We start from the raw sequence: 22,685 nt of genomic DNA on the forward strand, positions 1-22,685 counted from the left end.
AATGGATTACTTAATCGGAGTTGACTTGGGAACCACGTCAACGAAAGCGGTTTTGTTCGATAAAAAAGGACATGTTATTGCGAGTGCCAATAAGGGTTATAATTTATACCGTGATGCACCTGACATGGCTGAAGAAGACTTAGATGAAATCTGGGAGGCTTTTACTGATGCGATGGCACAAGTAACACGTGCTGCAAAAGATGGTCAAATTCTTGGCGTATCATTTAGTTCAGCGATGCACTCTTTGATTGCTTTTGATGCTGATTGGAAGCCTTTGACACGTGTCATCACTTGGGCTGATGCACGCGCTGTTAAATATACTGAAGAATTAAAAGCTAATGGTATTGGTCAAGAAATTTATAGTAAAACAGGAACACCGATTCATCCAATGGCGCCACTATCAAAGTTATTGTGGCTAAAGAATGAACATGCCGATATTTATAACAATGCAGCTCATTACTTAGGGATTAAAGAATATTTGTTCAACCGTTTGTTTGGTGCAAATCGTGTTGATTATTCAATTGCTTCTGGAACTGGTTTGTTCAATATTTTCAATCTTGCTTGGGATGAACAAGCTTTGTCAGTAACAGGTGTGTCAAAAGATCAATTACCTGAACCAGTTGATCCATACACGATTGAAACAGGTATGAAGGCGCAATATGCAGCTGAAATGGGCTTGGATATTGATACGCCATTTATTTATGGTGCTGGTGATGGCCCACTTTCAAACTTAGGCGTAAATGCTATCCAACCAGGTGTGGCTGCAGTGACAATTGGTACATCGGGGGCGATTCGTGTAGTGACTGATGCACCAAAAATTGATCCAAAGGGTCGTACGTTTACGTATGCCTTGGATAAAGACCACTGGGTTGTCGGTGGTCCTGTAAACAACGGTGGGGATGTTTTCCGTTGGGCCCGTGACAACATGTTTGACTCAGAAAAATCAACAGCTGAATTATTAGGCATTGATTCATATGATTTGTTGACAGAAATTGCGTCAAAGATTCCAGCTGGTGCGGATGGCTTACTATTCCATCCATATCTAGGTGGGGAACGTGCACCAATTTGGGATGCAAATGCCCGTGGTTCATTCTTTGGTTTGACACATAATCACACGCGTGCACACATGGTTCGTGCCGTACTTGAAGGCATTATCTTCAATATCTACATGGTTTCATTGGCTCTTGAAGAAGTGGTTGGTGATTTGTCAGCGATTCAAGCAACTGGTGGTTTTGCTCGTTCACCATTGTGGCGTCAAATGGCTGCCGATATTTTTGAGCAACCAGTTACCGTACCAACGGCCTTTGAATCGGGCGCTTTGGCTGCCACAGTCATGGCACAAAAGGCACTTGGTTTAGTTGATAGTTTGGATGTCATCAGTGACATGGTTGGTGAAGCAAATACGTATCAACCTAATCCAGATAATTATGAAGCATATCGTGAATTAACACCAATCTTTATTCGTTTGTCACGTCAATTGCAAACGGAATACAAAGCAATTGCGGATTATCAACGAACACATATTAAAAAATAATGACTGATAAGTTATTAAGATGGGGCTGAGACATCAGTCGTTATGATCAGCTGAAAAAGGCGCTAATCTATCAATTTTGACTGGTAGATTAGCGCCTTTAAACGTGTTCCAAAAAACTGAAGCCTTACTGTAACAACAATTAGGCGGCATGATCATATGTTTCACTATGATAATTTCTTTTTTAGTTAATCTTTAATCCATTCAGAACGTAAAACACCATACTTAACCGAGTCCCAGTATTGACCTTGCCAATACCGAACTTGACGAACAGTTGCTTCATTTTTAAGTCCAATACTTTCTGCTAATGCAATCATCCGTTTGTTACCAGACCATGTGGTCAGACCAATATGTGGTAATGAAATTGTTGCAAATAATTCATCTAACCATTGAGTTAGCGCTGCTTTACCGATTCCTTGATGCCAAATCGTTGTGTTGTAAATGGTAATGCCAACATCCAACCATTGATTTAGTGGGGCATCTTCATAATATGCTGAAACGAGACCAACCATTTGATCATCTAACCAAATAATCTTTTTCATAGGATTTTGTAAATAGTTATTAGCTTGTGATAAATCGGTGAATGCGGTTTTTGTTGGTAATTTATCATGAAAATAAGGACCATTCCAGTTCGTCCATTCGGCATTTGGGTCACGAAATGCTAGTTCCCAAAAATCTGATAATTCGGACTTTTGAAGCTCTTTTAATGCAATTTTCATTGTTTCTCCTCCAATCAATATCATTTAGTGCGAGTGTTGTGTTTAGAAAAATAATCATAGAATGCGATATCATGACACTATTATAATATGTTTAATATAGAACTTAATGTTTTGTGAATAAATGACGAAGTATTAAGGTTAATATATAAAATTCTTAGTTTTTTAAATAATCAATGTGGGTGATATTATGGAGATATTTGTAAGCAACGGGTTTAAGAGATTTGTAGAGGGGAGACGATATGATAATTTGGTTAATAATCGTAATTGTTGTGATTGTGATCATCGTTGGTTGGGTGATTGTGATTTATAATGATTTGGTAAACCAACGAGAGCATGTGCGTAATGCGATGGGACAAATTGCGGCACAAGTTGAGAGTCGTTGGGATGCGATTACGAATTTAATGCAAGCAACGCAAAACTATCAATCATACGAACAAGAGACATTGGAAAAGATTGTTCAGGAACGTAAAACCGTGACTGATCAAGCATCAGTGGCCGATATTGATGAAGATCAGCAAAAGTTTGCGAGTATTTTAGGGGTCGTTAATGCATTGGCTGAGCAATATCCTGATTTGAAAACGAATACGGTATATCAGCAAACAATGACAGCTGTTAGTGAATTTGAGAATAAAGTTCGTCTGTCACGAATGGTCTATAACGATACGGTAACAAAGTTAAATCAAAAAATTCAAATTTTTCCTAACTTTATGATTGCTGGAGCGATGGGCTTTCATAAAGAAACTTATTTTCAAAATACAGCAGGAAAACAGGAGATGCCACAATAGGAAAAATCAGAGTAAAATCACTCTGGTTGATGTTCCTGGCTTGTTTAGCAACACTGTTTATTGCCAGCAGCACCCAGAGTATTCAAGCAGACCAAACGGTTAACCAAATGAATATTGATGTTTCTTTAGATGATTAAGGGACAGCAAATATCACTGAAGATTAGTCGGTGACAGCGGATGAAAGTAGTGAGATATACAAAGTTGTGAAATTGGTTGGGCCACAAAAACTTTCGGACTATCAAGTTAGTATGGATGGTCAAGCTTTTTAAAGAAAAGATAATTGGCGGATAAAGGATAATCGACAGAAAAAAGCGAATCGTTATGGGCAAAATGGTAATGAATTAAACTGGAACATTACCAAGTACGGGACTCATCAGTATCGCATTCAGTATCGTATTAGTAATTTTGTGGAACAAACGAAAACCGAACAAATGATTGCTTGGCAATTCTTAGATAGCGACGTGACAATTGCTCCTAAGCGAATAAAGGTCACTATTCATGACCCAAATCGTCAATTTTCAGTTAATCATGGTTATGGTGTTTGGGGTTTCGGTTTTGAAGGTAAAACTGCTTTTAAAAATAACCAATTAACAATGCAGAGTACTGGTAATATTTCGACAGATGATTATGTCAAAATAATTGTGCAGATTCCAAAAGGAACCTATGCCACTAATTATCGGACTAACCGGACTTTTGACTCATATATGAAAGAAGCTTTCAAAGGCAGTGACTATGATTACCATGATTATAAAAATGGGGAAACAATCATGAATGATCGCGCTGTTCGGATAATTATGTGGGTCATAGTTGCGATTGGATTGATCTTTATCGGGCTGATTATTTGGATCATTCAAAAATATCGGAATTTTAGAAAATATTATCCAAAAATGAAAAAATTACAAGTGCAAACCAAAGGCGAGTACTATCGTGAAATACCAACGGGGAGTATTTATAACACATATCTCTTGTTTAGTGGGATGTATCCGTTTACGGATAATTTAGATAACTTTTTGACAGTGGCCTTACTGCAACTGGTTAAGGACAGACAATTTGTGATTAAAGAAGAGCCAAGTAGCATTGGTAAAACCGAAGCAAAGTTTGTCTTAACTGATAAGGTGGTGGCTAATGATGCGCCAGCGCCGATTAAAAGTTTTTATAAAATGATGACATCGGCAGCTAATAATGGCGTGGTGACGCAAAAAGCACTAGCTAAATATTTAAATGGTCGTAGCTCACGTCATAAAAAGTTAACGACAGATTATCGGACCTATAGTCGTGAGTACCTTGAAAACCACGATTTAATTTATTCTCAGGATGTGAAAAAAATTCACACAGGTGATAAGAAACGTGATTCATCCAATCGAATTGCTTATTGGATTGCATCATGTCGCATGAAACCAGCTGGTTTAGAAGTTGAAAAAGATTTGGCACGATTGAAAAATTATTTAGAAGAATTTACATTATTAGATGAGCGGACACCACAAGAGGTTGGTCTCTGGGATGACTTAATGATTGCTGCCGCTGCGTTTGGCATCTTGGAGGAAGTTGCTGATCAGCTTGCAAAAGTTTATCCAAACTATCAACAGGATAGTGTTTATTATTATGGATCAATGTATCCATTCCATTTAATGAGCCATTTCAGTAGTAGTGTGGCAACACAAACATGTTCATCTGATGGTGGTGATTTTCGTTAGAATAAACATGCTAGCAGATGATTATATTCAAATGATTAATCAATAAAAAGAGTAAACATGTCGGTTGAGATAAAGAATTCAATCGACATTTTTTCATGAAATGATTGTTTTTAATTAGTGAAAAGTTGTACAATGGATAAGTTGAGCAATCGCTTACAATTTCATGTAGGCGAAATTTTTTGATTGTAGAGGTTAGTATAAATGCTTACTATGCTAGCGGGATTATCTATTGATAAAACGACGGGTCTATATCAATGGGTTATGGATGGCTTAAACGTTTGGCCATTTATAATTTTGATATTAGGTATTGCCGTTTTGCTATTTTTCATCCTAAAGTTAAATGTTAATACATTTGTTTCATTGATTATTATATCGATTCTTGTTGCGGTTGGTTTAGGTATGAATCCAGCCGGGATTGCCAATGCCTTGAAAGACGGTATTGGTGGTACGATGGGTGAGTTGATTATCGTCTTTGGATTTGGGTCAATGATTGGTCGTTTGGTTTCTGACTCAGGTGGTTCATACCGGATTGCAACCACTTTGATTGATAAATTTGGTAAGAAACGCCTACAATGGGCTGTTGCTGGTGCATCGTTCATTATTGGTATTTCACTACTATTCGAAGTGGGTCTTGTTGTTTTGATTCCAATCGTCTTCACGATTGCGCTTGAAGCTGAAGTACCCTTGCTATACCTAGGAATTCCAATGGCTGCAGCTTTGTCAGCTGCCCAAGGATTTTTACCACCACAGCCATCACCTACAGCTGTGACCAATATTCTTGGTGCTAACATCGGTATTGTATTGATGTACGGTATTATTGTTGCTATTATTGCGATGTTAGTTGCCGGTCCATTGTTTACTCGCGTCATTGAAAAGGTTGAGCCAAAAGCCTTTAAGATTACAAAGAAATTGGACGCGATTGGCGAAGTTAAGACATTTAAGTTAGAAGACACACCATCATTTGGTCTATCAATCTTAACGTCATTGATGCCAGTATTCTTCATGTTGATCTCAACAATTTATACGTTGACGGTTAATGGTGGAAAGCAGGTTTATTCAGGTACCATTGGTGATGAAGCCTGGAAAGCCATGTCACATGCTGCACAAAATGGTTATATTACGGATCCAACACTCTTAGATAAGATTATTGCGATGTTTGGAAATCCTGTGATTGCAATGGTTGTTGCCATGGCATTTGCTATTTGGTCAATGGGACCTAAGCAAGGTCGTAAGATGTCTGAAGTTGGTGACTCAATGAGTAACGCCTTGAAGTCAATTGCAAACTTGTTGATGGTTATTGCTGGTGGTGCTGCCTTCAAAGGTATCCTAACCGCTGGTGGTATTTCCGATGCAATTGCAACGGCATTCTCACACACCTCATTATCACCAATCATCTTTGCTTGGTTGGTTGCCTTGATTTTGCGTGTGTCAGTTGGATCAGCAACAGTTGCTGGTTTGACAACAGCTGGTATTGTGGCACCATTGGTTGCTAGTCAAACAGCTGTTAATCCAGCTTTCGTTGTTTTGGCCATTGGTGCTGGTTCTGTCGGAATCTCACACGTTAATGATGCTGGCTTTTGGATGTTTAAAGAATTCTTTGATTTGGATGTTAAGCAGACATTAAAGATTTGGACAGTGTTAGAAACCTTGATTTCTGTTGTTGGTTTGATCGTTATTTTGATCCTATCAGCCATCTTTTCATAAATAATTTAAAAAGTTGAGAATGGGTTAAAACCATTTTGACATAGACTGAGGTGACACCAAATGATTGGTGCCACCTCAGTTTTTATATCATAACGTGTGCATAATAAAAAAAGGTTAATCCTACTTAGAAAAGGTGGTAACTCGTTTGCAGGAAGTTTATACTTAAAAACAATTGCTTATTTGAGTAAGCACATATTTTAAATGAAAGTGAAAATACTTGTATTTTTATCAGAGAAGGTAGCGTTGTGGTAACAAAGGAAATTCAGACGGGGGTTTTTGTACACGTTTTGCCAACCAAACAGTTTGCAACTACCCACATCGCAATTAATTTTACGCAACAATTAAATAAGGCCACATTGGATGCGCGTGTATTAGCTAGTAATATGTTGGAAACTGTTTCAGCAAAATATTCGTCACAGACAAAAATGGCGCAAGTTTTGAGTGAAATGACGGGAGCAGCTTTTGGGACGGAAGTTTTTAAAGTGGGTCAGTTACATACTGTGAGATTACAATTAAATCTTGTGCATCAAGCTTTCGCATCAAAGCATCCGCATTTATTAACTGAAGGGTTTACTTTTTTAAATGAGGTTATTAATCATCCGATGGGGGATGAGACAGAAGGCTTTTCACCAGTGATATTTAATCGCCAAAAGGAGATGGCACTGGATGAAGTTGCAGGGTTACGTGAGGACAAACCATTTTTTGCATTACGTGAAGCAATCAAGGCTTATTTTTCAAATAACACACAATCTTTACCAGCTTATGGGACATTGGCAGGATTAGCGGCTATTTCAGCCAAAGAGTCCTGGCAAATTTGGCAAGATAGTGTGCAACATGATCGTATTGATATCGTTGTCGTTGGAGACGTGATGGCAAAAGAAATCTTCACTACGGCAAATGTTTTTCATTTTTCGCCAAGGGAAACGCATCTCAATGCAAACTATCAACAAGCCTTGTTACCTGACGTGCAGTCAATACGTGATCAACAGGATGTGACACAGGCCCGTTTAGTTTTGGGTTATACGTTGCCGTCATCTGGTACAGAACGTTTTGTTGCCAATGTTTTTAATGGCTTATTCGGGGGATTGGCGATTTCACGCTTATTTTTGAATGTACGTGAATCAGCCGGACTTGTTTACGGTATTTCTTCAGATTACAATCCTTATACAGGATTGTTGCTTGTTGAAGCCGGGGTTGATCAAGCAAATCTGCCACTAACAGTGACAAAAGTTAATGAAGAACTACAACGATTACAAGAGACATTGGTGACAACACAAGAATTAAACACGGTCAAACAGTTATTAAAAACGTCTTACACGATGACGTTGGATCAACCTTTATATTTAGCTGATCGTTTATATAATCAAGAATTGTTGCAACAAGTGGTGACTGATGAAGGTTGGTTAGCACAAATCGATGCGGTCACACCAGCACAAATTCAAGAGATGGCCAAACGTGTGACTTGGCAACTACATTATGAATTAGTTAAAGGAGATGAACATGTTGATTAAGCCTCAAAAGTTTTTACCGGTTGAAAAACATCTTACTTTAGCCAATGGACTACGTGTTCATTTATTGCCAAGACCAGATTTTCATCAGGTCGTCGGGGTAGTAACCGTCGACTATGGTGCGCGCGATCGCTCGTTTATGACACATGAACAATTGATCACACAGCCGGCAGGTGTGGCACATTTTGTTGAACATCGCTTATTTGCACAACCGGATTATGATGCTTTTTCACGTTTGAGTGAGCTTGGCGCAAATGCTAATGCGTTTACGACACAATCACGCACCAGTTATTATGTGTCAGCAGCAGTTGGTAATTGGGCGCCATTACAAGAGTTATTAACGTTCACACAAGAACCATATTTTGATTTGCCAACAGTGACACGGGAACAAGAAATTATTACCCAAGAAATTGATATGTATGAAGATGATATTAATTCACGCCTCTATCGGCTAATTTTGGCGCGTCTTTATCCCGATGATCCATTAGGGCAAGAGATTGCCGGGACAGCTGAGTCTGTCCATCAGATAACACCCGATCAATTGCAATTGGCGTTTGATGCATTTTATCAGCCAGATAATATGGACGTTGTGTTTACGGGTGCTTTTGATGAACAGGCCATGTTAGCGATGATTAAAGCATCACCGGCTGGACAACGCCTGCCAGCAAAATCAGTGACGAAAGCAGTCTTACCATTAGCACCAGTTGCAACAACACCATTAGAAGTGCAGTTGTCAGTCGTGCGTAATAAGGTGATTATGGGGCAGCGCTGGGAATTTGATTTTACGAACCTTGCCCCCCGAGACAGGTTACGTTTGACCATGATTGGTAGTTTAGCTATTGATTTAGTTTTTGGTGAATTTTCACCCCAATACATGGCTTGGTATAATGATGGACTCATTGATGATAATTTTAGTGCGGAATTTGATGCAGAACGACAATTTGCTTATCTGACGATTGCAGCTGAAACAGCAGAGCCAGAAGAAGTGCTGATGCAAGTTTCAAAAATACTGAATGATTTACCAACATATGTGATGGCATTACAGGATCACTTTGAATTAGTGAAAAATGATGCGCTGAGTCGGTTAATTAATAAATTAAATCAATTAGAAGAGATTGTGATTCGTTTTGAGGGTCAAACATTTAATAACGCGACTTTGCAAGATGAAATTGCGATTTTACAAGCATTGACGATCAGTGATATGTTAACGGCTTTACAAACGACACCAACAAGTGCAATTGCTAGTGTAATCGCCCGTTCGGATATGTCAGAATTATGTTAAAATAAAATAGAATGCAATTATACCTACTATGCTAAATTTAAAAAGTTAGGATGAGAGATTTATGAATGAAGAACGCAATAGCGCTATCGGACAAGAACTCCAACAGGCTCGTATTGATAAAGGACTATCATTAGACGATATTCAACAATCAACGAAAATTCAAAAACGCTACTTAGCGGCCATTGAAAGTGGCCAATTTGAACAATTACCAGGCGCTTTTTATGAACGTGCGTTTGTGCGCCAATATGCAACTGCAGTTGGTCTAAATGCAACGGAATTCTTACAAAAATATGCCAGTGAAGAAGAGACAGAAACAGTGACACCTGATTTAAGTGCTGCTCGTGTGGATGCTGATAATGTGACGCGTGCAGGCATGCATCAAACAGAAGAGACAGTTGCTGATAAAACGCGTAGCATGATGCCTAAAATTATCATTGGTGTTGTGATTATTGCTATCATTGCCATTATTTGGGCAGTTGTATCTTCATTTGCTGGTTCTGCAAAGCAAGAAAGTAAGAATCAATCAACGGTGTCAGTTACATCATCTAAAGTCGCTGATAAACAAACGTCAAAGAAGGCTTCTTCAAAGACTGAATCAACTGCGAGTGCCACCACATCATCAAAACAGGCTGCTTCAAGTCAATCAGCAAAGTCATCTTCTACTAAGGAAACAAACAAATCAGGGAAGGTTAGCTTAGGTGAAGGGACAGTTAGCGGCACGTCTGTCACTTATGGATCAGTGAAAGTACCGAATAAAGCAGTCAAAATGCAACTTAAAGCTGCTGATGGTTCTTCTTGGATTCAAGTGAGTGATGCGGCCGGTACAGTACTGTGGAATGGTACAGTGCAAGATAACAATACCCAAGAAGTTGAGATTCCAGCGACGGCAACGGGTGTCCAAGTTTCAATTGGAAACGCATTAGCAACAAAAATTTCTCTCAATAATAAGTCAGTTGATTTACAATCAGGTAGTGCTAGTGTTTGGCACTTGGGGATGACTTTTACACGTTAAGAATCTAGGAGTAAATAAGAAATGAATTTACCTAATAAACTAACTGTGTTTCGAATGATTTTGATTCCAGTGTTTATGTTAATTTTGTCATTACCTCTTGACTGGGGAACCTTATCAGTTGGGGGTACGACATTGCCAGTGACGCATTTATTGGCAGCAATTATTTTCATTGTCGCCTCATTGACTGACCTGGCTGATGGTAAGATTGCGCGTAAGTATCACTTAGTCACAAATTTTGGTAAGTTTGCTGATCCATTAGCTGACAAGTTATTGGTCATGACTGCCTTGATTTATTTTGTACAATTCGGTTGGGTACCAGCATGGATGGTCGCCATCATCGTCATACGTGAACTGGCAATTACTGGTTTGCGGACACTAATTGTCGAAAATAATGGTAAAGTTTTGGCTGCAGCTATGCCTGGTAAGATTAAGACGGCTTCACAAATGGTATCGATATCATTCTTTTTGTTACATGATATTTTGTTTGCTGCTGTACACATCCCATTTGCAATGATCATGATGTGGATTGCGTTGATTGCAACCATTTATTCAGGTATTGATTATTTCTACAAGAATCGTGACGTCTTTTCAGATGGTTTTAAATAAGTAAAATTTAAAGAGAAAGGCTTCAGTCTTTTGGAACACGTTTAAGGGCGTTGATCTATCAATCAAATTGATAAATTGACGTCCTTTTCAGTTGTTCATAATGCCTAATGTCTCAAACTTTTTGATTTATCGATCAAACACACGATTTTTGTCTCACAAGTTAAATTGATTTATACTAATAAGGGACATTTTGATTGGCTAACGTCTCTTTATTATGAGAAGGGAGAGTAGTTATATGAAACAGCAACAAGTTGGTAAATCATTGATTGCACGTCATCAAACGATTACATCAGCGGAATCGTTGACCGCTGGTTTATTTGTTGCAACTTTGGCTGAAGTTAGTGGTATCTCAGCTGTTTTACCAGGGTCTTTCGTCACTTATGCAGCACAAGCAAAAACACAATTGGTTGATGTACCAGCAGCTTTAATTGCGGCGTATGGGGTCGTATCAGCTGAAGTGGCACGTGCCATGGCACAAGGGGCGAAAAATAAATTAGCAACTGACTGGGCCATTAGTTTTACGGGTGTTGCTGGTCCCGATGCGTTAGAAGGGCATGCAGCTGGCACAGTTTATATTGGCATTGCTGATCCACAAGGTAAAACGCTAGCACGCGGTTATCATTTTACTGGTCAACGTCAAGCAATTCGTCAAGCGAGTGTGGCTGCGGGATTTGATTGGTTGGCAACATTGCTAGCTGAAAATCCACAATCTCAAGTCTAAGCATTGAAAAAAAGCAAAAATTAGGTTACACTAGGAATACGTTAAGTTAAAGTTAATGAGTGGAGGCCGATGACATGGCGACAGGAAAAAATATTAATCCAAATAAAAAACTAGAAGGTAAGATTACTGATCCTAAAGAACGACAAAATGCTTTAAATGATGCGCTTAAAAAGATCGAAAAATCATTTGGAAAAGGTTCAGTCATGAAATTGGGAGATAGTAAATTCACCAAAGTTGAATCAACACCAACTGGTTCATTGAAGTTAGATGTTGCCTTGGGTATTGGGGGTTATCCAAAAGGACGTGTAATTGAAATTTATGGTCCTGAATCATCAGGTAAAACAACCTTGGCATTGCATGCGGTTGCTGAAGCCCAAAAGAATGGTGGTATTGTTGCCTATATTGATGCTGAAAACGCGATGGATGTCGAATATGCCAAAGCATTGGGTGTTGATGTTGATGAACTATTGTTGTCACAACCAGATACCGGTGAGCAAGGACTAGCCATTGCAGATGCGCTAATTGCTTCTGGGGCAATCGACATGGTCGTTGTCGATTCAGTTGCTGCATTGACCCCTAAGGCCGAGATTGATGGTGAGATTGGTGATTCATCAGTTGGACTACAAGCACGTATGATGTCACAAGCTTTGCGTAAGATGTCAGGTGCTATCCTCAAGACTGGTACCACAGCCATCTTCATTAACCAGTTGCGTGAAAAGATTGGTGTGATGTTTGGTAACCCAGAAACAACCCCTGGTGGTCGTGCACTAAAGTTCTATTCTTCAGTACGTTTAGACGTGCGTCGTAAGGGTGGCATTGATGCAACAAAAGCCGATGGTGATAACGTTAAATCTGTTGGAAATTTGACACGTATTAAAGTTGTTAAAAATAAAGTTGCTGCACCATTCCGTGAAGTAGAAGTCGAAATTCTATTTGGTAAAGGTATTTCAAAGACAGGTGAAATGATTGACTTAGCAGCCGATAAAGATATTATCAATAAAGCAGGCTCATGGTTTTCATATAAGGGTGAAAAAATTGGCCAGGGAAAGGTCAATGTTATCCGTTGGTTAGAAGAACCAGAACATAAAGCCATTTATGATGAGATCTATGATCAGGTCCGCTTGGCTTATATTGGTAGTCATGATGGGTCAGCAGACGCTCCTGAAACAGTTGCAGACGATGTACCATTAGATGACGATATACCATTAGATATTGAAGAAAAATAAACGCTAAATAGTCGGATATGTTAGGCATCAAGTCACCCAAGATGATGGGTGACTTGATGCCTTAAGTATGTCACAATTAGTTATTTCATCGGATGATAGTTACGAAAAATAGCTAGCTAATTATGTGAAAGTGGTGTAACATGGAAACACTAATTTTTTAATGGGGGAACCTAGTATGACGCCCTATGAGGTAGAACAAAAACGCTTAGATACTGTAATGACAAAAATACAGGATGCTAAGGTAACGAATAAATTACAACAACAAAATGCAATTGATAAAAAAGCTGATGTTGAATCAGGTTGGCAGGATGTCCGTTTCAAGTCGGCAACATATGGCAGTCTATTTGAAACAGCCATGTCGGTACGCCAACAACAACAAATGTTACAAGAACGTGAATTAGCCATGAACTCAGCAGAACATCAAGCGATTGTCTTAGATCGTTTGTCTGAACGGCCATATTTTGCCCGTATTGATGTCCAAGAAGCTGGTAGTGAAAAAGTTGATCAAATTTATATTGGCTTGGCATCATTTTCAGATGGTCCTGATAATTTTTTGATTTATGATTGGCGAGCACCTATCTCGTCACTTTATTATGATGGTGGATTGGGTAAAGTCAGTTATGAAACGCCAGACGGTAAACAAGATGCTGAAGTATCTTTGAAACGCCAATTTCAAATTGAAGATGGGACGATTGTGACTATTTTTGATACCGATGAAGCAGTTGGTGATCAAATGTTACTGAACGCGGTTGCTGGTGAATCAACAACGAAAATGAAATCAATCGTGACGACAATTCAAAAGGAACAAAACAAGATTATTCGCAATACAGCTGCTGAATTATTATTTGTGCAAGGTGCAGCTGGATCTGGTAAAACGTCTGCTGTTCTGCAACGAGTTGCTTATTTGTTATATCGTTATCGTGGACACTTAACTTCTGGTCAAGTGGTCCTATTTTCACCAAATCAATTATTTAATGATTATATCGATCAAGTCTTACCAGAATTGGGTGAGCAAAACATGGTGCAAATGACCTTTTATCAATACGCATCACGTCGTTTACCAAAATTAAAATTGGAAACACTGCAAGAACGTTTTGAATCACAACCAGCAGGTAGCCAAAAAACAATGATTGATTTCAAGGGCACGAGTGTCTATTTTCATGCGATGCAACAATATGCACAGACGTTGAATCATCATCATATTAAATTACGACCAATTAAGTTCCAGGGTAAAGAAATCATTAGTAAAGAAAAAATTGCGGCGATTTACTATTCATTTAATGATAATTATCGCTTAGGAAATCGGCTACAAGCGACTAAAGAGCAACTAATGAAGATATTGCAAGGCAAGGCAAGTCATGAAGTTCATGCAGACTGGGTCGAAAGTGAAGTACAAAATTTCAGTAAAGAGCAATATGACACGCTGCTACGTGATAAGCCACGTGAATTTGATTCTGATGAAGCAGAATATAAATTCATTGCCAAACAATTAGTCATGAAAGCTTTTACGCCAATTATTCGTGGTGTTAACCGTAATCATTTTATTAATATCAATGAACAATTTATTCATTTTCTAAAATCAGTCCCACAACTCATTGATTTAGCAGCATATGGTATTAGTCTGTCGGAATGGCAAGACGGTGTGAAATACACCGTATCTCAAATGCGTCAAGGCATTTTACCAATGGCAGATATGACACCCTATATGATGTTATTTGATTTAATCAAAGGTAGTCGTGGTGAACGAGATATTCGTTTTGTATTTATTGATGAGATTCAAGATTATACACCTTTCCAACTGGCATTCTTAAAGTTTAGCTTCCCTAAAGCACGTTTCACAATGCTAGGTGATTTAAATCAAGCCATCTTTACGAAAGAAAATGCAGTGAGTTTGCAAGATGAGTTAGCCCAATTATTTGATCCTCAAAAATCGGAATACATTGCGCTAACACAAACGTATCGATCAACACAGCAAATTACTGATTATTCAAAAGCTATCTTGTTGCATGGGGCTCAAATTGATGCCTTTGAGCGTGAAGGCGCATTACCAGTGGTTTCTGTGGTGTCTTCAATTGCCGCTATGGCAACTGAAGTAGTGACACAGTTAGCAAGTAACTTGGCAGCTAAAGAAACCACAGCCATTATTACGAAAACGTTAGCTGATGCCGAGACTGCCTATGCATTACTACGTGATAAAACGAATGTAACAATTATTCGTACGGAGAATCAGCGTTTGGTACCAGGTACGATTATTGTCCCAGCTTATTTAGCCAAAGGACTAGAGTTTGACGCTGTTATTATGTGGGATGCGTCCGCAAAGGTGTATCATGGAGATGATGAACGACAACTTGTCTATACGATTGCATCACGAGCAATGCATCAATTAACGGTGTTTGCCGTTCAAGAATTGACACCACTTTTGGCAAATGTGGCTGATAACTTATATGAGATGAGGTAATCTGCTATGGCGACAGCACCTTTGAACTTTGCTGTTTTTAATAGAGAAGATTGGCAACAATTAACCAGTAAATATATCGTTCCTGGCAAAATACAGATAACACCAGAGACGTTGCAAAATATCAAAGCCTATAATGATCGAATCGTTATGGCGGATGTATTTGATATCTATGGTCCGTTAGTGAGTTATATTAAATTACGGTATGACCAGTATCGGCGTAACATTACAGAACGGGCGCAATTTTTGGGTCGGCCGGCATCGCCAGGACCGTTTATTATTGGTATTGCTGGTTCAGTTGCGGTGGGAAAGTCCACAACGGCTCGCTTATTGCAATACATGTTACAGTCAGCCTTTACGGACAAACAAGTTGCACTAACAACGACTGATGGTTTTCTACTATCTAATGAGACACTTAAAGCACAAGGTATTTTTGATCGTAAGGGTTTTCCAGAATCATATGATATGCCAGCATTGCTATCCTTTATGAATGATTTAAAGGAAGGACAGCCTAAAGTACATTCACCACGTTATTCGCACGAAAAGTCAGATGTTTTAACGGGTGAATTTGAAGAGTTTCATAATCCAGATATTTTTATTATTGAAGGGATTAATACACTACAGTCAACAGTCAATACGCCAGTCTATATTTCTGATTTTTTTGATTTGTCAATCTATGTAGATGCACAAACGGAATTGATTGAGCAGTGGTACATTGATCGCTTTAAAGCATTGTTAGCAGCTGCTAAACAAGCAAATGATACGAATAACTTTTTCGCTAAATATACACAAATGCCATTGGCAGAAGCTGTGGCAGCGGCAGATGAAGTTTGGCAACAGGTTAATTTACCAAACTTGCAAGAGTTTATCTTACCCACCCGTGAACGGGCTGATTTAGTTTTACATAAACAGGCAAATCATGAAATCGACACGATTTGGTTAAGGAAATTTTAGAAATATTACTTTTCAACATGACGATAATGTAACAAAATAACTTAAAGGACAGAAACGAAAGCGTTTCTGTCCTTTATTTTTATGATTTAGGTTGTATTTTTAGGTAGGTTTAACGTTTTAATAAACTTAATAATTCCTTTATATATGCCAATTTGATAGGGGTTTCATTTATTATGTTACAAAAATATGTCTGTAAATCAGTAAATTGATGAGGCAATGCAATTTAATGTAATGCTTATGTAATTTGAAGAGCGCTCAAATTGGTAAACTATTAGTTGTTGTTGGGTGAGTGACCCAATCATATCACCTGAGTAGTCACAGGTATCAATTATACAGCAGATAAATTTCCAGTAGGAGTGTTATTAAATTTTATGAGTAAAGTGAAACAAACAGCCTTAGCAGTTGCCGGAGTTGCATCAGTATTCGTTGCCGGTACATCAATCGTTAATGCCGCCTCAACTTATACAGTTAAGGAAGGCGACACATTATCACAACTTGCAAATAAATTTAACATGACAGTTGATGATCTTGTTAAGACAAACAACTTAAAAGACGCGAACATGATTTTCGTTGATCAAAAGATTGAAGTGCCAAGTTCAGAAGACTTGGCAGAATCAGATGTTAATTCATCAGCAGATTCTTCAGCTAACGATGCTGCTTCTTTGGCAATGTCACAAGCTGCAACATCAGCTGCTGCTAGTTCAGCCGCTGCCGCAAGTTCTGCTGCCGCATCATCAGCTGCTGCCGCAAGTTCTGCTGCCGCATCATCAGCTGCCGCTCAAAAGGCTGCTGCTAGTGAAGCTGCAACTTCAGCTGTTGCGACACAACAAGCAGCAGCAACGACAACGACACAACAAGCAGCTACAACCACCACGACATCAGCATCAACAGCTGGTGGTTCAGTTAAGGCACAATTCTTAGCTAATGGTGGTACTGAAGCATTATGGGATTCAGTTGTGATGCCTGAATCAGGTGGTAATCCAAATGCTGTATCAGCAAATGGTTATCAAGGCCTTGGTCAAACAAAGCAAAGCTGGGGAACGGGTAGTGTTGCTAGCCAAACAGCAGGTATGGTTAACTACGCAACATCACGTTATGGTTCAATTGAAAACGCAACGGCCTTCCGCCAAGCAAATGGTTGGTGGTAAAAGTATTTCATTAAGCATGATAAAAGATTGAGATAGTTAAATATCTTGATCTTTTTTTATGGATTATTACTCATCTAACAATATGATAAAAAATAATTTTATGCGCATGTGAAAATATCACAAATGATGATTCACAGATTGGTATTAATTTGTAAGGGGTTTCATGATTGGTGATAGCAGATTATCACAAAATATGAAAATCATGTGTCATGATTAACAAAAAGCTGTTTGTGAACACAATTACAATGTTTGTTAAATTACTTAACAAAAACACTTGAAAAAAATGATTTGACGTTTTAGAATTAACAATTGTGATTAAAGATAAATTAATGGAGGAATAAAGATGGCAAACAGTAAAACTGCAACGCTTGATATGGACGGTAAGCCATTTAGCCGTTCTGCCATGGTTGCTGTATTATTAATTGGTACTTTTGCTGGTGTGTTGATGCAAACGTCATTGGGAACGGCAATTCCAACCCTAATGCATGATTTTGATATCTCGTTTGCGACAGCACAACAAGCAACAACATGGTTTTTGCTGGCGAATGGGGTTATGATGCCTGTATCGGCATTCTTGTCAACTCGTATTCGATCAAAGACCTTATATATTTTGGCGTATGCCTTACTAACACTTGGAATGGCGATGACTGCGTTTACACCTGCACAATCAGATATGTGGTGGATGTTCTTAGCGGGTCGTATTATTACCGCCGTTGCGGTTGGTATTACAATGCCTTTGATGCAAGTGGTGATGATTAATATTTACCCAGTTGAAGAGCGCGGGGCAGCCATGGGGCTAAATGGTATTGTTATCGCTTTAGCACCTGCTATTGGTCCAAGCCTTTCTGGTTGGATTTTGGAAAAAGATCATGTTTTCTTAGGATTAACAATTTCTGATTCATGGCGTACAATCTTTATTTTGCCATTGATTGTTGTTGTTATTGCATTTATTTTGTCATTCTTCTTCGTTAAGAATGTTTTGAAAACAAGTAAAATTAAGTTGGATGTTATCTCATTTATTCTGTCAATTGCTGGCTTTGGTGTCTTCCTTTGGGGCTTCACCAATGTGGCAACAGATGGTTGGGGTGATGTCAAAACAGTTATTACACCAATTATTGTGGGAATTGTTATTATTGCGTTGTTCATTTGGCGCCAACTTAAAATGGACGTGCCATTTATGGACGTACGTGTCTTTAAGAACAAGCAATTCTCATTGACCACCCTAGCAGTTATGATGGCGATGATGGCAATGATGGGTGTGCAAATGATGTTGCCAACATATTTGCAAAATGTCCATGGCATGTCAACATTGAATTCTGGATTAGTTTTGTTGCCAGGTGCATTACTCATGGGATTGATGGCACCGATTACTGGTCGTGCTTACGATCAAATTGGTGCAAAACGCTTGTCAATTATTGGTTTTTGCATTTTAGCATTGGGAACTTTCCCATTCATGTTCATTACGACAACAACACCAGGTGCATTTATCACGACGTTGTATGCGGTTAGAATGTTTGGTGTGGCAATGTCGATGATGCCATTAACGACAATGGCAATGTCTGTGTTGCCACCTGAAGAGGCTGCTCATGCGACTGCATCAAACAACACGGCTCGTCAAGTTGCTTCATCAGTTGTTGTGGCGCTGTTAACATCAGTGACGCAAAACATTATTACAAATAATGAACCGGGTAACGCTTTGAAGACGGCTAACCCACTACAATATGGTTCTGATCTTCTTGACGCTTCAATGAAGGGCTTCCGAGTTTCATTTGCACTCGGTTTTGTCTTTTCAATTATTGGTGTTATTTTGGCACTCTTCATTCGTAAGGGTAGGGTGATGCCATACGGGGTTACCAACCACGTCTCAGTTAAAAATGAACAGGAGGACTAGATTACATGATTATTATTGTTCTAGCAATATTTACAGTATTAACATACGTGTCATGGATTAACATTAAGCATGTACCGACACGTGTTGTAGCTGGTCTGATTTCATTTGTTTTGTTGGCAGCAACGGTCCTATTATTGACGGCAAACATGAATTCTCATTATGGGATGAAGAAAGTGACAACAACCACTGAAAAGACAATTTATTCAGCAGGTGGTTCAAAGTCACCAGCAGGGATGTTGATCACGCAACGTTTAGGAACTAAAGCTGACAACTATGTGTTGGTCTATGCTGACCGTGAAGATAGTAAAGCAACAGCCCATTTTGTACCTAATAAAAAGAAAATGACGGAAGCTGTTCACAAGCGAGCAACTTATAAGACAGCTGATGTGAATAAAGCCACAGTTAAGACAGTGACAACACGTTGGGAATGGCGCAATAATTTCTTTAAGTCAATGTTAGCTTTCGGTGGTGAAGGTCATTCATTAGTTAAGCAAACAACGACAGTGACAGTGCCAGATAAGACTTGGGTTGTTTTGAACGCAAAGCAAGCAAAGCAATTAACAGCCAAGCAAAAGGCTGCTAGCCAAAACAAAGCGGTTGCAGCAGCGACGCAAGCTAAAATGCGATCAGCTGTTCAAGCCAAGGTTGCTGCTTATATGAAAGCAAATCCAAAGGCGAGTGCCAATGACATTGCTGTGTACACAAAAACGGTCACTGCAGAAATGACAGCGAGTGCGATGAAGCAAATGTTACAATAGTACAAATAAAAACATTGATGATTTAATCGATAATTAATGATTAAGTTGTCAGTGTTTTTTTAATAGATTTTATGTGGCGGTATGAACGCTTTCGTAATAAGTTATCTGATAATAATATAAAATCTGTGTATCATTCAATCTAAACACGTGTTATACTTAAAGCATAGTTTGAAAGATTTTGTTTTATGTTTCTCGGAAATAAGGGCATCTTCGTTTTGGATTATTAATATTATGGCAAGATGCCAGGAGGTTTCAGACATGGAACAAGGAACAGTAAAGTGGTTTAACGCGGACAAAGGTTACGGATTTATTTCACGTGAGTCAGGGGACGATGTATTCGTACACTTCTCAGCAATCCAAACTGATGGCTTCAAGTCATTAGAAGAAGGTCAAGCTGTATCATTTGAAGTACAACAAGGTGACCGTGGTTTGCAAGCTGCTAACGTTACTAAGTTGTAATCAGTAGTCAGCTTAAACAATAATGAAGTCTGGGAGGGTTCTCCTAGGCTTTTTTATTTTGATAACGGGAGATTGCATCATGATAACATGGGAAAAAACGATCAAGTTACCTGCAGATCAGCCAGCGATTTCAATTAAAGAGCAATTAATCAGATGGCGTGTGCCACGTCGTATTCGCGGTAATTTTCGAATTGAACGACGGTTACTACATAATGGACGTTATCAACCAACGTCAACAATTTTAAAACCACATGATGAACTACACATGCGATGGTTGTCATCGGATTTTATCACACCTGATTCACACTATGTCCTTGATGATTCACGTAATCTAGATGTGTTGTTTGAGAATGATGACTTATTGGTTGTCAACAAAATGTTAGGCGTGAAGACGCATCCCAATTCACCAGGTGAAGACGGGACAATGATGAATTTTGCGCAGGCTTATTTGGCGCAACAAGGGAAAAATGCCTATATGGTGCACCGCTTAGATGGTCAAACGACTGGTGCGTTAATTATTGCCAAAGTACCTTATGTGGTGCCAATGTTAAATCAAATGCTCCATGATAAAGAGATTAAACGAACGTATCTAGCGTGGGTGGTGGGACATTTCGCTGAAACCCATGGCACGATCAATTTCGCCATTGGTGATCATCCAACCAATGACAGGTTAAGACAAGTGAATGGCGCTCATGCGAAAAATGCCGTGACGCACTGGACAGTCGTCAAAAGTCTCTATCAATATACGCTTGTGCGGTTAATATTAGAAACTGGTCGGACGCATCAAATTCGTCTGCATATGGCCGCCATTGGTCATCCGTTGATTGGGGATACTTTGTACAATCCGCAACCAATGAATGATAGATTGTTATTACATTCAGCTGCTGTACAATTACCGATTCCCTTTTCAAATGTTGTCAAATCGATTGGGGCGCCGTTACCGGCTGATTTTCCGGTGAATTTTAAGTAAATCGGCTGATTTATTAAGAAATTTAAAAGTTTTCCTATAATTTGTAATGATTTTGTTAAGAACTTTTGGTATTATTAAGGAACGTTAGGAATTAAACGAAAATTAAACACGCATAAACGCGTTATTACTAAAGGGGAAACTTCATCAATGCAAATTAAGTCACACAAGAAAATGTATAAAGCAGGTAAGCAATGGGTTGCAGTTGCAGTTGCAACAACCGCTGCCGGTGTTGCGTTTGTTGGCACAAATGAGTCTGCTTCTGCAGATGTATGGCAAGCAAATACGGTTGATCAAGTTGCATCACAAGTTGCAACAAACGGTGGGATGAATAATTATCAAATTCAATCTGGTGATACCGTTTGGGCATTAGCAATGGCAACGAATGATACCGTTGCAAATTTTGCAGCCACTAATGGGATTGCTAATCCAGATTTGATTATTAGTGGTCAACAATTTAATGGTAGTGCGGTTGTACCAACTTCATCTGCTGCCTCAGTTGCACCAACACAAACGGGTTATACACCAGCAAGTGATGAAGTTGTTGCCTCAGATGTTGCCGCTAGTCAAGCTGCTGCTTCTGAAGTGGCTGCTAGTCAAGCAGTTGCATCATCAGTCGCTGCTTCTGAAGCCTATGCTGCCTCAGTTGCTGCAAGTGTTGCGTCTTCTCAAGCTGCTGCTGCTTCAATGGCCGCTGCTGAATCAAACGCAACCGCTGCTAGTGAAGCTGCAGCAAAGGCAGCAGAATCAGCTGCAATCTCAGCCGCTGCCGAGTCAGCCGCAGCTGCCCAATCAGCATCATCGGCTGCTGCCGCTAATGCTTCTGCCATTGCTGCTTCAAACGCTGTGGCTAGTCAAGCGGTTGCGTCACAACAACAATCACAAACAGCCACGACATCAGCATCAACAACGACAGCTGGTAACGTGGACAACGCAACCTTTGCGGCACTGAAGGCAAAGCGTAGTGGTATGACAACAGAATGGTCGTCAGATTTGGCAGCACAGGCACAGGCACGTGCCCAACAAATTGCCAATAATGGTGGCTCAATTCCAAGTGAACACTGGAGTAATGCAAATGAAGTCATTTCAATCGGCTTTGGTGCGGGTTCATCTGTTGTTGATGCTTGGTATAACGAAACAAACATGACAACAGCATCTGGTACTGGTCACCGAGACTGGGAAATGCGTGCGAGTTCAACGCACTTTGGTTTTGCCCAAGTAGGTAATGTCATTGTCGGCGTATCTAATTAATAAAAAATAAAATG

General features: G+C 39.3%; 19 protein-coding genes. 18 read left to right on the forward strand and 1 reads right to left on the reverse strand.

The genetic code is table 11. From position 1 onward, the window contains the following. Nucleotide 1 precedes the first annotated feature (1 nt). Complete coding sequence (gntK, locus tag ACSKY2_RS00735) at nucleotides 2–1,534, forward strand: gluconokinase (protein ID WP_489839822.1); 1,533 nt, start codon at nucleotides 2–4, stop codon at nucleotides 1,532–1,534. Nucleotides 1,535–1,719: 185 nt separating this feature from the next. Here gntK and ACSKY2_RS00740 read toward each other — a convergent pair whose 3' ends face one another. Beyond that, on the reverse strand, nucleotides 1,720–2,250 hold the full coding sequence (locus ACSKY2_RS00740; protein WP_489877736.1) for a GNAT family N-acetyltransferase: 531 nt from the start codon (nucleotides 2,248–2,250) through the stop codon (nucleotides 1,720–1,722). A gap of 239 nt (nucleotides 2,251–2,489) precedes the next feature. Here ACSKY2_RS00740 and ACSKY2_RS00745 point away from each other — a divergent pair, with 239 nt between their 5' ends. The 17 genes from ACSKY2_RS00745 (at nucleotide 2,490) to ACSKY2_RS00825 (ending at nucleotide 22,671) form a co-directional block, all read left to right on the forward strand. Then, on the forward strand, nucleotides 2,490–3,035 hold the full coding sequence (locus ACSKY2_RS00745) for a LemA family protein (RefSeq protein ID WP_489877737.1): 546 nt from the start codon (nucleotides 2,490–2,492) through the stop codon (nucleotides 3,033–3,035). A 287-nt stretch (nucleotides 3,036–3,322) separates the two neighbouring features. Further along, nucleotides 3,323–4,729 carry a DUF2207 family protein gene (locus ACSKY2_RS00750; protein WP_489878211.1) on the forward strand — a complete coding sequence of 469 codons (1,407 nt, stop codon included), beginning with the start codon at nucleotides 3,323–3,325 and terminating at the stop codon, nucleotides 4,727–4,729. A gap of 201 nt (nucleotides 4,730–4,930) precedes the next feature. Beyond that, on the forward strand, nucleotides 4,931–6,433 hold the full coding sequence (locus ACSKY2_RS00755; RefSeq protein ID WP_489839818.1) for a gluconate:H+ symporter: 1,503 nt from the start codon (nucleotides 4,931–4,933) through the stop codon (nucleotides 6,431–6,433). A gap of 245 nt (nucleotides 6,434–6,678) precedes the next feature. Then, nucleotides 6,679–7,944, forward strand: coding sequence for an EF-P 5-aminopentanol modification-associated protein YfmF (gene yfmF / locus ACSKY2_RS00760; protein WP_489877738.1), 1,266 nt, complete (start codon nucleotides 6,679–6,681; stop codon nucleotides 7,942–7,944). Then, nucleotides 7,934–9,223, forward strand: a complete 1,290-nt coding sequence (gene yfmH / locus ACSKY2_RS00765) for an EF-P 5-aminopentanol modification-associated protein YfmH (protein WP_489877739.1) — start codon at nucleotides 7,934–7,936, stop codon at nucleotides 9,221–9,223. Before yfmF ends, yfmH begins: the two co-directional genes overlap by 11 nt. 61 nt (nucleotides 9,224–9,284) lie before the next feature. After that, nucleotides 9,285–10,235: a helix-turn-helix domain-containing protein gene (locus tag ACSKY2_RS00770; protein WP_489839815.1), complete on the forward strand. Its 951-nt coding sequence runs from the start codon at nucleotides 9,285–9,287 to the stop codon at nucleotides 10,233–10,235. A 21-nt stretch (nucleotides 10,236–10,256) separates the two neighbouring features. Beyond that, nucleotides 10,257–10,841: a CDP-diacylglycerol--glycerol-3-phosphate 3-phosphatidyltransferase gene (gene pgsA / locus ACSKY2_RS00775; RefSeq protein ID WP_489839814.1), complete on the forward strand. Its 585-nt coding sequence runs from the start codon at nucleotides 10,257–10,259 to the stop codon at nucleotides 10,839–10,841. A gap of 235 nt (nucleotides 10,842–11,076) precedes the next feature. Continuing rightward, nucleotides 11,077–11,562, forward strand: coding sequence for a nicotinamide-nucleotide amidohydrolase family protein (locus tag ACSKY2_RS00780; RefSeq protein WP_489877740.1), 486 nt, complete (start codon nucleotides 11,077–11,079; stop codon nucleotides 11,560–11,562). Nucleotides 11,563–11,636: 74 nt separating this feature from the next. Further along, entirely contained in the window at nucleotides 11,637–12,788 is a 1,152-nt protein-coding gene (recA, locus tag ACSKY2_RS00785) for a recombinase RecA (RefSeq protein WP_489877741.1), read from the forward strand. A gap of 175 nt (nucleotides 12,789–12,963) precedes the next feature. Beyond that, nucleotides 12,964–15,246 (forward strand): RNA polymerase recycling motor HelD, encoded by a 2,283-nt coding sequence (helD, locus tag ACSKY2_RS00790; RefSeq protein ID WP_489877742.1) that lies wholly within the window; start codon nucleotides 12,964–12,966, stop codon nucleotides 15,244–15,246. A gap of 6 nt (nucleotides 15,247–15,252) precedes the next feature. Further along, nucleotides 15,253–16,197, forward strand: coding sequence for a type I pantothenate kinase (gene coaA, locus ACSKY2_RS00795; RefSeq protein WP_489877743.1), 945 nt, complete (start codon nucleotides 15,253–15,255; stop codon nucleotides 16,195–16,197). Nucleotides 16,198–16,568: 371 nt separating this feature from the next. After that, complete coding sequence (locus ACSKY2_RS00800; RefSeq protein WP_489877744.1) at nucleotides 16,569–17,345, forward strand: LysM peptidoglycan-binding domain-containing protein; 777 nt, start codon at nucleotides 16,569–16,571, stop codon at nucleotides 17,343–17,345. A gap of 343 nt (nucleotides 17,346–17,688) precedes the next feature. Next, entirely contained in the window at nucleotides 17,689–19,236 is a 1,548-nt protein-coding gene (locus ACSKY2_RS00805; protein WP_489877745.1) for an MDR family MFS transporter, read from the forward strand. Nucleotides 19,237–19,241: 5 nt separating this feature from the next. After that, on the forward strand, nucleotides 19,242–19,994 hold the full coding sequence (locus ACSKY2_RS00810; RefSeq protein ID WP_489877746.1) for a DUF4811 domain-containing protein: 753 nt from the start codon (nucleotides 19,242–19,244) through the stop codon (nucleotides 19,992–19,994). 258 nt (nucleotides 19,995–20,252) lie between these two features. Further along, a complete protein-coding gene (locus ACSKY2_RS00815) occupies nucleotides 20,253–20,453 on the forward strand; it encodes a cold-shock protein (RefSeq protein WP_150190573.1) in 201 nt (66 codons plus the stop codon). Between the two features lie 79 nt (nucleotides 20,454–20,532). Next, nucleotides 20,533–21,423 carry an RluA family pseudouridine synthase gene (locus ACSKY2_RS00820; protein WP_489877747.1) on the forward strand — a complete coding sequence of 297 codons (891 nt, stop codon included), beginning with the start codon at nucleotides 20,533–20,535 and terminating at the stop codon, nucleotides 21,421–21,423. Between the two features lie 147 nt (nucleotides 21,424–21,570). Continuing rightward, nucleotides 21,571–22,671 (forward strand): KxYKxGKxW signal peptide domain-containing protein, encoded by a 1,101-nt coding sequence (locus ACSKY2_RS00825; RefSeq protein WP_489877748.1) that lies wholly within the window; start codon nucleotides 21,571–21,573, stop codon nucleotides 22,669–22,671. Nucleotides 22,672–22,685 lie beyond the last annotated feature (14 nt).

Source organism: Weissella sp. ESL1156 (genome assembly GCF_058505625.1).